The organism is Dyella sp. (assembly GCF_036746095.1).
Lineage (GTDB): Bacteria > Pseudomonadota > Gammaproteobacteria > Xanthomonadales > Rhodanobacteraceae > Dyella_B.
Map to the genome: position 1 here is coordinate 1 of NZ_DAIOEU010000009.1, position 13,984 is coordinate 13,984.

Consider the following 13,984-nt stretch of genomic DNA (forward strand, 5'->3'; position numbering starts at 1 on the left):
CGTCGCGCGTCCACGCGATGCCGTAACCCTCCGCATCGATACGGAGGATGGCGTTGCCGTTGGCGTCGTACCAGGTGCGGCTGACGTAGCCGTTGCCGTCGGTTTGCAGCACGAGCTGGCCGTTGGCGTCGTAGACCCAGTTGCGCGTGATGCCGGTGCTGGTGGTGTAGTCGGTGTTATTGGATGCCGCCGTACCCGCCGCCGCGTTGAGCACGCCGGGCTGATAGGTTTGGATCAAGCGGTTGGCGGCGTCGTAGGTGGATTGCACCTCGCGCACCGCACCGCTGCCGGTGGGCAGCATGGCGGTGTCGGCAGGCAAGCCGACCGGGTTGCTGTAACTCAACGACTGAATGCGATTACCGGCGGGGTCGTACGCATAGTGCGTGGTCGCACCGGTGGGGCTCACTTCGCCGATCAGGCGATTGGATGCGTCGTAGTAGTAAACGCTGCGGTTGCCGTTGGCATCGAGGCGTTCGATCAGATTGCCGTTGAGGTCATACGCGCGCTGCTCGGCGACGATCTGCCCGTTGTCCAGTGCCTGGCTGCTGCGGATCAGCCGGTTGAGGGCGTCGTACTGGTAGGTGGTCAGCACCGAGGTGCCGCCCGTGTTCTGCTCCTGCTTGGTTGTCAGGTTGCCCAGTACGTCGTACTGGTAGAACGCGCTCCTATACAGGGCGCCCGTCTGGCTGTCGAAGGCGCTCTCGTTGCTGACTTCTCCGGCCTGGTTGCGGCCATAGCTGGTCTGCAAGCCAAGCTTGTTGGTGTAGTAGCCCAGGTTGCCCCAGGCGTCATAGCCCCACTTTTCCGTGCCGCCTTGGGCATCGGTGGCCTGGATCAAATAGCCGCGCGTGTCGTACGACAAGTGTGTGGTGGCGATCGGGCCGGCGGGCGGCGTGGGTCGTGTCGCCGGATCTGCCGGAAGGCTGATCGGTGTTTGATACGCCTGCACCAAGGTGGGATTGCCGAAGGCGTCATACGTGGTGACGGTGAGGTAGCCGTTCGGATCGACCTGGGCGATCACGTGGCCGAGGGTGTCGTAGTAGAAGGTGCCGGTGTAGCCGCGCGCATCGGTCACCGTCATGGCGTTGCCGAAGGCGTCGTACGCCGTGTTGACCACCGCGTAGGTGGCGCCGTTGGGATTGGGTGCGCCGTAGGGGCTTTGGGTTTGCACGGCGTTGCCGACCATGTCGTAGTCGGTGTAGGTGCTGTAGTAGCTCAGGAGTTTGGCGATGTCGGCATCGGTAAGTTGGTCGGAACCCTTGCCCCCTCCTGTGCTATCGACCACACCCAACGCGGCGCGCTGCTTGCGTAACGCGGTACGCAGGTCGATGGACGCTTGATCATCGCCCGTGGGGTCGGGACCCAGCAGGGCTATGCCGCGCGGATCGATGCTTTGGATCAGCTGACCCAAGGCGTCGTATACGTAGCGCGTCGTGGCGGCGATGGGAGTTCCGGCGGCTCGGGTTTCTTCAACGAGGCGGCCGTCGACGTCATAGGTGCGCGTGGTGGTTTGCGCAAGCGCAGTACCGGCGGCGCGGGTTTCGATGCGGACGCGGCCCAGGGCATCGAGCGTGCGCTGGGTAAGCGAGCCGGCCGCGTCGATCGTGTCGGTGGCGCGGCCGGCGCTGTCATAGCGGTATTGGGTGACCTGCGCCGCGCTGACGCGGGCGAACGATTGCAGGTAAGCCAGGCTGAGGTTCGTGCTTGAGGACGGCCCGGTGGTGTAGCGCCGCTCCTCCAGCGGATGACCGGCGCCGTCGTAGCGCCACTCGGTGATGCGCTGCTTGTAGTCAACGTAGTCGGTCTGGAACACCCGGCGGCCGGCGGCGTCGTAGAACCATTGGGTGTCGCGCCGCCCGGCATAGTTGCCGTACTGGGCCCAATACGCCTGCACTTGCTCGAGCGAGGGCGATACCCCGCCGGGCTCGTAGGTAAACCAGATGTAACCGGTCTCTCGCACGAGGTTGCCGGCCGCGTCGTAACGGAACTCGGTCAGGCCGCGCGAGGTATTGCCACTCAGCATGCTGTCCAGGCGGAAGATCATGCGGTTGCCGGCGTCGTAAAAGTAGTCGGTGACGCGGTCCTTGAGCAGATTCGTCACGACGCGTGCGGCAATAGCGTCGCGGGTGAACGCACCGTTCAAGTTGATGGGCGTGGCGTGGATCAGCGTACGCGTGACGTTGCCGTTGGCGTCGTACTGCTGTTCGGTGACGCCGCCCAGGGCATCGACGGTGTAGGTCAGGCGATCATCGTTGTCGTAGGCGAACCGCGTGAGGCGATCGCTGGCACCAGGCGCCAAGCGTGCCGTAACATCCGCGTCGCTCAACGCGTTGCCCAGTCCACTCAGATCGACGCGGTTCGCATACTGAGTACGCGCCATCAGGTTGCCGGCCGCATCGTAAACGTGGCGTGTCACTGCACCGGTGGCATCAACGCTCAGTGCAAGCTGGTTGTTGGCGTCGTACACGTAACGCGTCACCGCGCCGTTGGCATCGGTCACCGCGACCGCATTGCCGTTGCCGTCGTAAACGTAGAGCGTGGTGAGGTTGAGGCCGTTCGGGTCGACGACGGTTTGCGTCAGGCGCCCCGCGTTGTCGTAGCGGTATTGCGTAAGCTTTTGCTCGCGAGTGCCGGCGCCTTCGGTGACTTGCACGGTGTTGCCCGCACCGTCGTAGGCGAAGGTGGTGGTGAGTGCCAAGCCATCGGGATCGACGATCAGCGCGACGGCCTGACCGTTGCTGTCGTACCGGGTTTCGGTGACGGTGCCCGCCGGATCGGTCATGCGAATCACCTCGCCCATCGCGTTGTAAGCGTAGGTGGTGGTGAGGTTCAAGCCGTTCGGGTCGACGGTGCGCGTGAGCACTCTTCCCGCTGCATCATAGCTATAGCTGGTTTTGGTGCCACGTGCGTCGGTGGTTTCGATCAGCTGGCCGGCGGTGTCGTACGCCTGCTCGGTGGTGGTGCCCAGCGCATCGGTGACCTGGGTGAGCTGGCCGTCTTGGTTGTACTGATAGCGGGTAGTGTTGCCGTTGCCATCGGTCAGCGCGATCACCTGCCCGAACGCGTCGTACTGCGTGGTGACGCGGATACCTTCGGCGGTGGTCATCGTCACCTGGCGGTTGAAGGCGCTGTATTGGAACGTGATGGTGTGGCCGTTGCCATCGGTCTTGCTCAGCACGTTGCCGAAGGCGTCGTAGCTAAGCTGGGTTTTATTTCCCAAGCCGTCGGTGACGACGATCAACTGGCCGTTGCGGTCGTATTGGTTCGTGCGATGGATGCCGTTGGCGTCCACCGTCTCGATCACGCGCCCGAAGGCGTCATGGATCGCTTGGGTGACGAGGTTCAAGCCACCGGCATCGGTGGTCTGCGTGGTTTGCTGGCCGAGGCGGTCGTAGCTGTAGGTCGTGGTCGTGGAACGATTGGCATCCAGCTGTTGCGTGACGCCGGTGATCTCCCCGAAGGCGTTAGTCGTGTAGTCGGTCGTATAACCCAAGGCGTCGGTGCGGTGCACAAGCAGACCGCTGGCGCTGTAGTCGTAACGGCTGATGCGCGCGCTGCCATCGGTGTCGAGGGCGTCGAGGATCGTTTTGATGTCGCTGGTAAGCGCACCGCCGACCAGCGTGCCAAGGGTGCCGGAGGCGACGCGGCTCATGTACACGGTGGTTTGTAATGTGTTGCCGAAGGTGTCGTAGGCGTAGCTGACGGCTTCGCCTTGGGCATTGATCACCGCGGCGAGCTGGCCGGCCTCGTCGTAGTAGTACAGCGTGCTGCGTCCGAGGGCATCGGTCATGGAAGTGCGGCGACCGGCTGCATCGTAGGCGTAACGCGTGGCCCATTGCTGCCACACCGCATCGACGGCCGCTTGGGACGCGTTGGCGCCGAGTGCGGCGAGCGCCGCGCTGCCTTCGCCACCGAGCTGGCCGATCACGCGGCCTTGCAGGTCGTAGCGGTACGTCACGGTGCGGCCGTCACGCGCTTCACTCGTCACGCGGCCCATGTCGTCATAGGTGTACGTCGTGGCGACGTTGCCTTCCGGCGCAACTTCCGTCACACCGAGCAGGCGGCCATCCGCATCGTATTGATAGAGCGTTTGTTCGAGCACGCCCGGTTGCGTGGCCCAGGCAAGCAGGGCCGCCAGGCCAGCGAGGGAGTAGTTGGGCGCGGGCTGTGCAGGATCCCACTGTGCCGGATCGATGCGCTGGCCGCGCGTGCGCGAGGCGACGTTGCCGTAGGCGTCGTAGGTGTATTGCGTGACGTAGCCTTCGCTGTCGACCTCGGCCACGAGCAGGCCGCGGGCATCGTAAAGATAGTGGCGATGGGCATCTTGCGCGCTGACGGCTGGGCGCAGTTGCACGAGGCTGCCTTTAGCGCGCTGGGCTTCGGGCGTAGAGGTGGCATAACGGATGGTTTCGATCCGTTTGCCGGCGCTGTTGGTGCGGTATTCGGTGAGGAAGCCTTCGGCGTTGAGTTCGCCGACCAGGGTGTTGTCCTTATCGTAGAAGTAACGCGTGGTGCGGTCGCGGCCCGGATCTGTCGCGAGGGCCATGATTGCGGTGAGCGAGGGCATGGTGTTGGTGCCCAGGTGCGGTGTCATATCCAACCGTGCGGCATAGACGGTGCTGCCAATCAGCGTGCGGCCGTCGTAGTAGAACCGAGTGACCGTACCGTCGGCACTTACGGCGTAGAGCGGCTCAGTGCCATCCAGGTAATACAGGTAGTCGTGCCGATCAGCCGGGGTGCCGGGTGGCCGAAGTCCGGCATTGCTGAGGGTGATCGGGGCGCCGCCCACACCGATTTTTTCCACGGGCCGACCATGTGTGTCGACCAAACCGGCGAGCTGCGCGACACTCAAGCGCGTGGCGTAGTGGATGACTTGATTCAAGACATCGCGGCTGGCGTCATAGAGGTACTCGGTAACCGTTCCGTCCGGGCCGATCTCGGCAACCTTGCGATCTTGCGCGTCATAAAGGATATGGGTCTTGAGGCCGTTGGCATCGACGGTCATGCGTAGACGGCCGTCGCTGTCGTAGTAGTTCTGTATCTGCGAGAGTACGGTGCCGCCGCCGACCTGCGTGATGGCGATCAGCTCACCGGCCAGGTTGTAGGTAGAAACCTGGGTGAGGCCGTTGGCGTAGGTCACGGCGACTTGATGGTTGGCATCGTCGTATTGGTAGAGCGTCTGCGTGCCGTCGAACGCGGTGGCGGTGAGCAGACGGCCCAGACCATCGTAGGTAAACTGCTGCACTTGCATGGCACCGGGCTCGCCGACGAAACGCTGCAGCAGACGACCGAACGGGTCGTAGACGTACAGCGTCTGGGTCAGCGCAACATTCGTGTCGCCGTCGCCGTTGGCAAGCAGTTGGCTGTATTGCGTGGTGCTGGCCAAGTTGCCGCGGAAGTCGTAGGTCCAGTCGGTGCGGGTCGCCTGGGTTTTGTCGCTGAGCGCAGCGACCCAGCGGGTGAGCGTGGCTTCATCGAATGTACTGCCGGTATAGGTGTTCGCGCTGTAGCTCAGCTGGCTGATTTGCTGGCCGGCGGCGTTGTAGCGGAATTCGGTGACGCGGCCTTCGGCGCTGACCACGAAGCGCAGATGATCCTGGGCGTCGTAGAGGTAGTGAGCGACAGCGGGCGTGGCGTAGTTCCACGTCTGGGTCAGGGAGTTGTAGCGGGTGAGCGCTTCGGTCAGCAGTTGGTTGGTCGCACTGTAGGTGCGATCGATCTGCATGAATGAATCCTGCTGTCGCGTGACGTTGCCATACCTGTCGTAGGTGTAATAGGTCGTGTTCGAATCCTTGCCTTGATACGCCTGCAGCTGGCCGTCCGCGTTGTAGATAAAAACCTGTTGTTGCAGACCCGTCTCGATGGACGTGACACGCCCTTGGCTGTCGTACGCCAGCGTCGTCACGATACCCAGCGGGTCAGTGATGGTGGTCTTGCCGCTGGCCAAGTCGTAGCTCAACGCGGTGACACGCACGATACCGGCGTCGCCTGTCTCGGTAATCTGGGTGACGCGGTATTCGCCGTTGATCGGCTGGTAGGCAAAGGCCACCTGCGAACCATCACTGGCGGCGACCGAGGCGATGCGGCTGCTCGTGCCGTCATAGGTGTAGGTGGTGGTATACACATCACCGTCAGCGACGCTGTTGTCATCAGGGGAGATATCCACCGTCACCGCGCTCAAGCGGCCTAAGCCGTCGTAGCCATAACGCACCGAGGTTTGCGTGTGAGAGGTGCCGTCGGCGTGCCTCAATACCGTGCGCAACTGGGTGAGTTGCGTGCCGTTGTAATCGAGATAGGTGATCTCACCGCTGGCGGTGGTGACACTGGCGAGCAGGCCTTGTGCGTTGTACGCGTAGTGGATGGTGTTGCCGCTGGTGTCGGTCGTCGACGTGATGCGTCCGCCGTGCGTGGCGTCGTACTGCTCGGTGACGCGGGTGGCGGCTTGAGTCCAGACCCAGGTTTGGGCACCAGCGTTGTAACTCAGCGTGTCGCGCAAGCCCTGGCCGGTGGTGGCGACGTACGCACCCTGCGTGGTGTCGTAGGCGTAGAGCATGCTGGACCCGTCAAAGTCGGTGCGCGTGATCGTGCTGCCCGCGGTATTGAGGGTGCCGGTGAGGCCATTGACGGTACGCGCGGTACCCGGGCGCCAGCTATCCCCATTCAGTTGGCCCTGGCTGTTGTACGCGCGATACAGTTCACTGGCGATGCCTTGGCCGAGCAGGAGTTCATCGCGATCGCGGATCACGAGGTTGCCATTGGCCGCATTCACATAGAGCTGCTCGCCGCCCTGGCCGAACGCCGCGCCACCGACTTGACCTTTGCTGCCCAAACCCAGCGACGACGACTGCAGACCCAATCCATTGCCGGTGACGATGGCGACCATGTGTGGAACTCCTCGGATAAGTATTGCGTGAGCCGTTGCGTTTTTGCATGCCCTTCAAAGACTCTTATCCGAAGATTTTGAAATTTGTTTAGCGAAAAAAAGCGAATTCAGAAGATCCGTGCAAGATGATCAGCATGGACTTACACGACGAGAACACTACGTTGCAGCTTGGGCCGATATGCCTACACGACTGACCGATACGCACATCATCAGTAGGCTGGAGGACAAGCCCTGAGGTATCCCCACGTTTTTTTCCAGCTATTCCAAAAAATCCTGGGGTTACGTAGAGCCCATTTCGAAACGAACCGTCATTCTGGCGAAACGTCGAGCAAAAAACGTGGGGAGGGTTTGTACGCCAACCCACGATGGACATGCCGACCCCTAACGATCCCATCGGCACACGCCGACATCCACCAAACATCGAGCTGTGCGATGCTACGGTCCGTTTATGCCCATCGAACACAGGCCCGCCATGCCCGCGATGCCGCCATCCCCTGCCCGTTCTCGCCTGGAACGTTTACTGGCCTTCCATAACTCGGACCCCTCTAATATCGGGCTGCTGAGCGAAGCAATCGAAGCCGCTTACGATGCGCATGAGCACGCTACGTGCGACAAGCTGCTGGACCACCTTGCGACGCTGCAACCGCTGTCCGACGAGCAGATCAATTTGCGTGGCCTGAATGCCATTGCCCAAGGCCATTTTGCGGAAGCGTCCGCTATTTTTGAATCACTCAGCGCGTCAACCGGCAATCTCGGGGCTTTTTTCAATCTTGCTTATGCGAAAGCGATGAAAGGTGACTACGCAGGTGCGTCCACCCTGCTCAACGACAAAGTACTTGCCGGCCAGCCCTTGGCGATTCCGCTAAAAATGCAGACGCTGCACCACCTGGGCCAACTCGAAGACATGATCGAACTCGGCAAGCAAAATGCGGAGCATCCGCAAGTTGGTGAGGAAGTTTGCGGCCTGCTGGCTACCGCCCTGCTCGACCAGGGCGACATGGAGGCATCCCGCCACTACGCGGGCATATCATGCGAAACCGCCAGCGGCCATACGGTGACCGGCCTGCTGGCGCTTGATGATGCGCAAGATGACGCAGCACTGCACCACTTTGAGCGCGCACTGGCACTACAGCCGCAAAGTGGGCGCGCAAATCTTGGCGAAGGCCTGGCGTGGCTGGCCAAGCAGCAATACGCTCGCGCAGCACAAAGCCTGCAACAGGCAGCCGACTTGCTCGCAACGCATGCGGGCACGTGGGTGGCGGCAGGATGGGCGCATCTGTTGAATGAAGACGTCGGGAGGGCTCGCATATGCTTCGAGCAAGCCATCACGCTGGAGCCTGGTTTTTCCGAGGCAGTCGGTGGCCTTGCCATGGTAGCCATCCACGAGGGCGATACGGCACAGGCCAAGCACTGGGCAGACGTTGCGTTGCGACTGGATCGCGAAAGCCTCACTGGTGGCGCAGCACAAAGTCTCCTCTTGATGCAGGCGGGAAACGCAGAAGCCGCGCAGGCTGCGTGGCAATCCGTGATCCAGCAGCCATTGGGGCCTGAGGGAAAAACTGTCGCTGCAGCTCTTGCTCGCCGCAGCCTGCAATCCGCTTTTTTCCTACAAAGAAAGTCTTAGTACGCGCCGCAGATTAGTACTTGAGCAAATATTCATCAGGCCGGTGCAGCGATAACATGGCACCACTTGTTTCGCTCCAAAGATCGCTTCTTCCGCAACGTCACGCCAGCGAAGCGGATCACGCTGCGCCTCGCGATTTTTCATCGCGTCAAAGGTGCCGGATCCCAGTTTTCGTTAGGACGACGATGCCCTAGAAGAACATTTGAAGCGAATCAGGTAACACCTCAGCTATCGCAGGAAACGACAGGATGTCCGCTGATCAAGCGCTACAGCTCATAGCGCAGTTGCTATGGAAAAGCTTTCTTATCGCTGGCCCGATTCTTATCGCCACGCTGCTTGTCGGCTTGTTGGTCAGCGTATTCCAGGTAGTAACCCAGCTGCAGGAAATGAGCCTTAGCTACGTGCCCAAGCTGGCCGTGGCCGCCATCGTCATTGTTGTTTCCGCTTCGTGGATGCTGAGCCAGTTGACGGGCTTTGCTCAGAGCTTGTTCAAGAGCATTGCCAATCTGGGTTGACACCTATGTTCTCCGCGTCGACATCCTGGGCTCAAGCCGCGCTGCTACTATCGCTGCGCCTTGGCCCGTGCTTGGTGCTAGCGCCGCCGTTCTCGCAGGCACCCGCGCCGATGCGCGTGCGGCTCTGCCTGGTGTTGGCGTTGGCGGGATGTCTTGCAGGCACCGCACCGCTCGCCACCACACTAGAGCCAGGCGCACTGATCGCCGCCGCCTTGACCGAGTTGCTGCTCGGCTTGCTGATCGCGTTCGGATTTCTAGTGGCCTCTGCATCGCTTTCTTTCGCCGGGCGTGCGTTGGACGTGCAGGCGGGATACGGGCTGGCACTGGTGATCGACCCCGGCTCGCGCGCGCAATCCCCTATGTTTGGCACGCTGTTTACCCTGGTGGCCGGTATGATCTTTTTCGCCGCACAGGGACACCTTGAATTGATGCGGCTGTTCGGCGCCTTGCTGAAGGCCATTCCGGTCGGTCAGTTGTCGCTGTCGGGTGATCCCACCACGCTGATCCGCGGCTTCGGCTTGATCATGGGGCTAGGCGTAGGTGCCACCGGTGCGGCGATGCTCACCTTGTTCCTGATCGACGTGTGCATTGCCTACTTGTCGCGCGCGCTGCCACAGATGAATGCGCTGATGCTTGGCTTGCAGGTCAAAACCATCTCCACCTTGATGGTGCTGGCGTTGTCAGCGGGCTTGCTTGGCCCGGTGGCGTTGCGCTTGATGCGGGCAGCCTTGGATTTCGTGCCATCGCTGGGGACGCCATGAGCGATACCGAGCAAAACAAATCCGAACAGGCTACGGCTTACAAACTGAAGCAGGCGCGCAAGAAAGGGATGGTGCCGAAAAGCCAGGAGCTCGGCATGGTGGTAGCCGTAGCCTGCTTCGCCGGCTACTTGCTGGTGCGCGGCAATCAAATGGGCCGGCAGCTTGCGCAACTGTGCGCACGCATCTTTGCGGAAGGCAGCCAGCTGAATGACGGCGGCCACGCGCTCATCATCTGGATGGGCGCGGCGTTCGCCGAAGCTACGCATATCGTGGCGCCGATCATCTTTATCAGTGTTGGCGGGGCGCTGGTGGCAACCCTGGCACAGATCGGCTTTCTGTTTGCGCCGGACGCATTGAAAGTCGATCTGTCCAAGCTCAACCCCATGCAGGGGCTGAAGCGCATCTTTTCCATGCAGATACTAATCGACGCCGCCAAGGCCTGCTTCAAGATGGTGGTGTATTGCATCATTGCCTTCGTCGTCATCGCAGAAATTGCGCGTACCGCCAGCCATGCGGACATGAGCCCCATCCACGTGATCGGCATGCTCAAATCGAACAGCCTGCGCCTGGTCGGCTTTCTATTACTGGCTGCCATGGTGTTCGCGGCCATCGATCAGATCATCGTGCGGCGCATGTTCGCGAAGAAAATGCGCATGAGCAAGTACGAGTTGAAGCAGGAAATCAAGCAGCGCGAAGGCGATCCGCGCATCAAGCAGAAGCGCAAGCAACTGCAGCGCGAACTGCTGCAACGCTCGCAAAGCATGCGTGGCATGCGCGGGGCGGACGTGCTGGTAACCAATCCCACGCACATCGCCATCGGACTGAAGTACGAGCCCGGCAAGATGGCCGCACCTACTGTGGTCGCCAAGGGCGCGGGCGAGTTCGCTATGCGCCTGCGCCGCATGGCCTTTATCTATGGCGTGCCGACCATCGAAGCACGCTCGCTTGCGCGTCAGCTTTATAAAAAGTCCTCACTGGAGCGCGAAATTCCAGGTGAACTCTATCGCGATACCGCCGCGGTGTATCTGCGCGTGCAGCGCATCAAGCAACGGATGGCGCACGCATGATGCAATGCTCCGAACTCAAGGGCACCTCCATAAATTGCCCCACAAGCGAAACAAGCATCTCGATTCTTGCGAAACAGAGTTCCCTCCCCTGCCTGCAGGGGAGGGAGCAGATCATGGCAAGCGTGGTGTCATGTCGCGCTGTCACGCCGTCAGACGAATTGCTGGCAATTTTTAGAAATGCCATTAAAAATGTTTCGCCCGCCATGGGCCCAACTCTCGTCATCCCAGCGAAAGCTGGGGTCCAGTGTCTTTCCGTCAAAAAGACGCTGGATTCCAGCGTGCGCTGGAATGACGACGAGTCGGAATTGCTCTTGAGCTTGGAGCGCTGACGCATGATGGCCCTGTTCACCCGGCTGCGCGGCCAATCCGATCTGGCGCTGGTGTTTGCCGTACTCGGCATCCTGCTGATTCTGTTCACGCCGATTCCGGCTGTGATGCTGGATCTCCTGATCCTAGTCAATTTCGCCTTTGCGCTGACGATCCTGCTGCTGACCTTCTATGTGTCACGGCCGGTGGATTTCTCCACCTTCCCTTCCCTGCTTCTGATAGCCACGCTGTTCCGCCTTTCGCTGAACATCGCGGCGACACGCTTGATCATGTCCGGTGCTGATGCCGGTCAGGTGATCGGCGCAATTGGCCAGTTCGCCGTGCGCGGCAATTTCGTGATCGGGCTGATCGTCTTCTTCATTCTGATCGTGGTGCAGTACGTGGTGGTGACGAGTGGTGCGCAACGCGTGTCGGAAGTAGCAGCCCGCTTCGTGTTGGACGCCATGCCTGGCCAGCAGATGAGCATCGACGCCGATCTCAACATGGGCCTGATCGATCAGGATGAAGCCAAGCGCCGTCGCAAGGCGTTGGAGAAAGAAGCTGGCTTCTACGGCTCCATGGACGGTGCCAGCAAATTCGTGAAGGGCGATGCCATCGCTGGCATCATCATCCTGCTGATCGACATCCTCGGCGGCTGGGCGGTGGGCGTAGCGCAGATGGGTATGGGCTGGAACGAAGCCATGCAGACCTTCACCATGCTCACCATCGGCGACGGCATCGTCACGCAGATTCCCGCGTTGGTGATCTCGGTGGCCACGGGCATCATTGTGACGCGCTCCGCGTCGGACAATCAGCTCAGCGGCGAAGTCGGGCGACAGCTTGCGCAGTTTCCCAAGATTCTGTGGCTGGTGATGGGCGCTCTGGCGGGCCTGATGCTGCTGCCGGGCATGCCGCGCTGGCCGATGCTTGCGCTGGTAGTCATCGCTGTGGCGGTGTGGTTCGTGCGGCGCGGCAGCCAGGCGGCGGCGGATATGTCGCAGAAAACCGCCAGCGAAGAAAACCTCACGGCAAGTACGCACGATAGTCAACCGCCACCACCCATCGAAGTCTTGCTGGGCGCCACGCTCAGCCGGGCATGGATACCAATGCAGAGCGTACTTGCCGAACGCACCTCGACCTTCCGCAAGCAATACGCCAAGGACATGGGCATCGTGATACCGCCGATCGTGTTCCGCGATGAGCCTGCACTGGAAGCTTGCGACTATCGCATTCTGCTGTTCGGCGATCGCTATGCGCAGGCTAGCGCGCAACCGGATAAGACTCTGGCCATCAACGCCACGGACAAGATCGGCCAGCTCGGCAAGGTGATACGCGACCCGGCCTTTGGTTTGCCTGCCGTGTGGATCAGCGCGGAGCAGGCCGCGCAGGCGCGAAGCCTGGGTTGCACACCGGTCGATGCACTCACCGTGCTCGTCACCCACCTTATCGAAGTGATCAAGTCGCATACCTCCACGCTGCTGTTACGCACCGAAGTAGTGGCGATGCTGGATGGCGTACGCGCGCGTCAGCCTGGATTGGTGGAAGAACTCGTACCGGGCATTCTCGCCGTGAGCGATGTGCAACACATTCTGCAGGCGCTGCTCGACGAGCACGTGCCGCTACGCAATATCGATGTGATCGTGGAAACCTTGGCCGACGCGGGCCGGCATGAAAAAGATCCCGCCAAGCTCGGCGAAACCGTCCGCCAGCGACTAGGCCAGACTATCTGTCAGGCCTTGCTTGGCCAGCGCGACATGCTGTCGGTACTGACCCTTGACCCATCTCTGGAAAGCAGCATCCTGCGCAATCTGCAGGAATCGAACAGCAGCGGCAGCTTCGTGCTCGATCCACGTGTGGCCGAAGCGTTTCTGAGCCGGCTGTTGGCGCAAGTGGAGGCAATGATGCGCAAGAACCTTGCGCCCGTGCTGCTGTGCCGGCCCGAGATTCGTCGGCCGCTGCGCAGCTTCAGCCGCCGAGTGGCTCCGCGACTGGCAATTCTTTCGATGAACGAAGTACCCAATACGATCAACCTCAGTTCGTTCGGCATGCTGTCGATCGAACTGCCGGACGAACAACCCGCGTTGGTCGCACGGTCGGCGGCGTAGAACACAAGGCAGTGATATGGACAATCTCATGATCATGGCTACGGACCTGATGGCGCGGGAAACCCGACGCGTCGACGTCGCCGCACAAAACATCGCCAACGGCGGCACACCCGGCTACAAGCAGGCCGTGGCCTTCGACCAAGTCGTGAACGACTTGCGCCGCAACGAAGGCGTACCCGTTTCCGCGACCAACGTCGTCACCGATTTCACGCCGGGCAAGTTGCAACACACCGGCAACCCCACCGATCTAGCCATTCGTGGCCAAGGCTTTTTTGAGGTCGCTACGCCAGAAGGTGCGGCTTACACCCGCGCTGGCGCTTTCCATCGCGATGAACAGGGGTATCTGGTCAACGCGCAAGGCTTTCGACTGCAAAGCCAGGATGGCGGTGACGTGCGCGTGTCGCAAAGCGATTGGCGCGTGGAACAGGACGGCACCATCATCGATCACGGCATCGCTACGATAAAGGTTCGCGTGATGACGTTTGACAACGATCAGTTGCTGGCACGCAGTGGCAACGGTCTGTTCAAAACAAGCGAAACGCCGCTTGAAGCTTCGCATGCACAACTGGCGCAGGGTTTTCTCGAAGCTTCCAACACCGTCACGGGTAACGACATGGTGCAGATCATGCAGGCCATGCGGCGCGTTGAGTCCGGCCAGAAGCTCGTCTACGCCTACGACGACATGATCGGCAACGTTCTGCAACGCCTGGGAGACATGTAAAC

The 13,984-nt window shown here is 61.1% G+C and carries 7 protein-coding genes and 1 pseudogene; 7 read left to right on the forward strand and 1 reads right to left on the reverse strand.

The window, feature by feature from the left end:
• Positions 1-6,883 (reverse strand): annotated as a pseudogene (locus tag V7M64_RS06055) (hypothetical protein); the annotation flags it as partial.
• Positions 6,884-7,331: 448 nt separating this feature from the next.
• Between V7M64_RS06055 and V7M64_RS06060 the strand changes: the two are divergent.
• The 7 genes from V7M64_RS06060 (at position 7,332) to V7M64_RS06090 (ending at position 13,982) form a co-directional block, all read left to right on the forward strand.
• Positions 7,332-8,507 carry a tetratricopeptide repeat protein gene (locus V7M64_RS06060; RefSeq protein ID WP_333677784.1) on the forward strand — a complete coding sequence of 392 codons (1,176 nt, stop codon included), beginning with the start codon at positions 7,332-7,334 and terminating at the stop codon, positions 8,505-8,507.
• A 248-nt stretch (positions 8,508-8,755) separates the two neighbouring features.
• Positions 8,756-9,022, forward strand: a complete 267-nt coding sequence (locus V7M64_RS06065) for a flagellar biosynthetic protein FliQ (RefSeq protein WP_333677786.1) — start codon at positions 8,756-8,758, stop codon at positions 9,020-9,022.
• Positions 9,023-9,027: 5 nt separating this feature from the next.
• Positions 9,028-9,783: a flagellar biosynthetic protein FliR gene (locus tag V7M64_RS06070; protein WP_333677787.1), complete on the forward strand. Its 756-nt coding sequence runs from the start codon at positions 9,028-9,030 to the stop codon at positions 9,781-9,783.
• Positions 9,780-10,850, forward strand: a complete 1,071-nt coding sequence (locus tag V7M64_RS06075) for an EscU/YscU/HrcU family type III secretion system export apparatus switch protein (RefSeq protein ID WP_333677788.1) — start codon at positions 9,780-9,782, stop codon at positions 10,848-10,850. The genes V7M64_RS06070 and V7M64_RS06075 overlap by 4 nt, the downstream gene beginning before the upstream one ends.
• A 113-nt stretch (positions 10,851-10,963) precedes the next feature.
• On the forward strand, positions 10,964-11,179 hold the full coding sequence (locus V7M64_RS06080; RefSeq protein ID WP_333677789.1) for a hypothetical protein: 216 nt from the start codon (positions 10,964-10,966) through the stop codon (positions 11,177-11,179).
• A 3-nt stretch (positions 11,180-11,182) separates the two neighbouring features.
• Complete coding sequence (locus V7M64_RS06085) at positions 11,183-13,261, forward strand: flagellar biosynthesis protein FlhA (protein ID WP_333677790.1); 2,079 nt, start codon at positions 11,183-11,185, stop codon at positions 13,259-13,261.
• A gap of 16 nt (positions 13,262-13,277) precedes the next feature.
• Positions 13,278-13,982: a flagellar hook basal-body protein gene (locus V7M64_RS06090; protein ID WP_333677792.1), complete on the forward strand. Its 705-nt coding sequence runs from the start codon at positions 13,278-13,280 to the stop codon at positions 13,980-13,982.
• Positions 13,983-13,984: the final 2 nt, after the last annotated feature.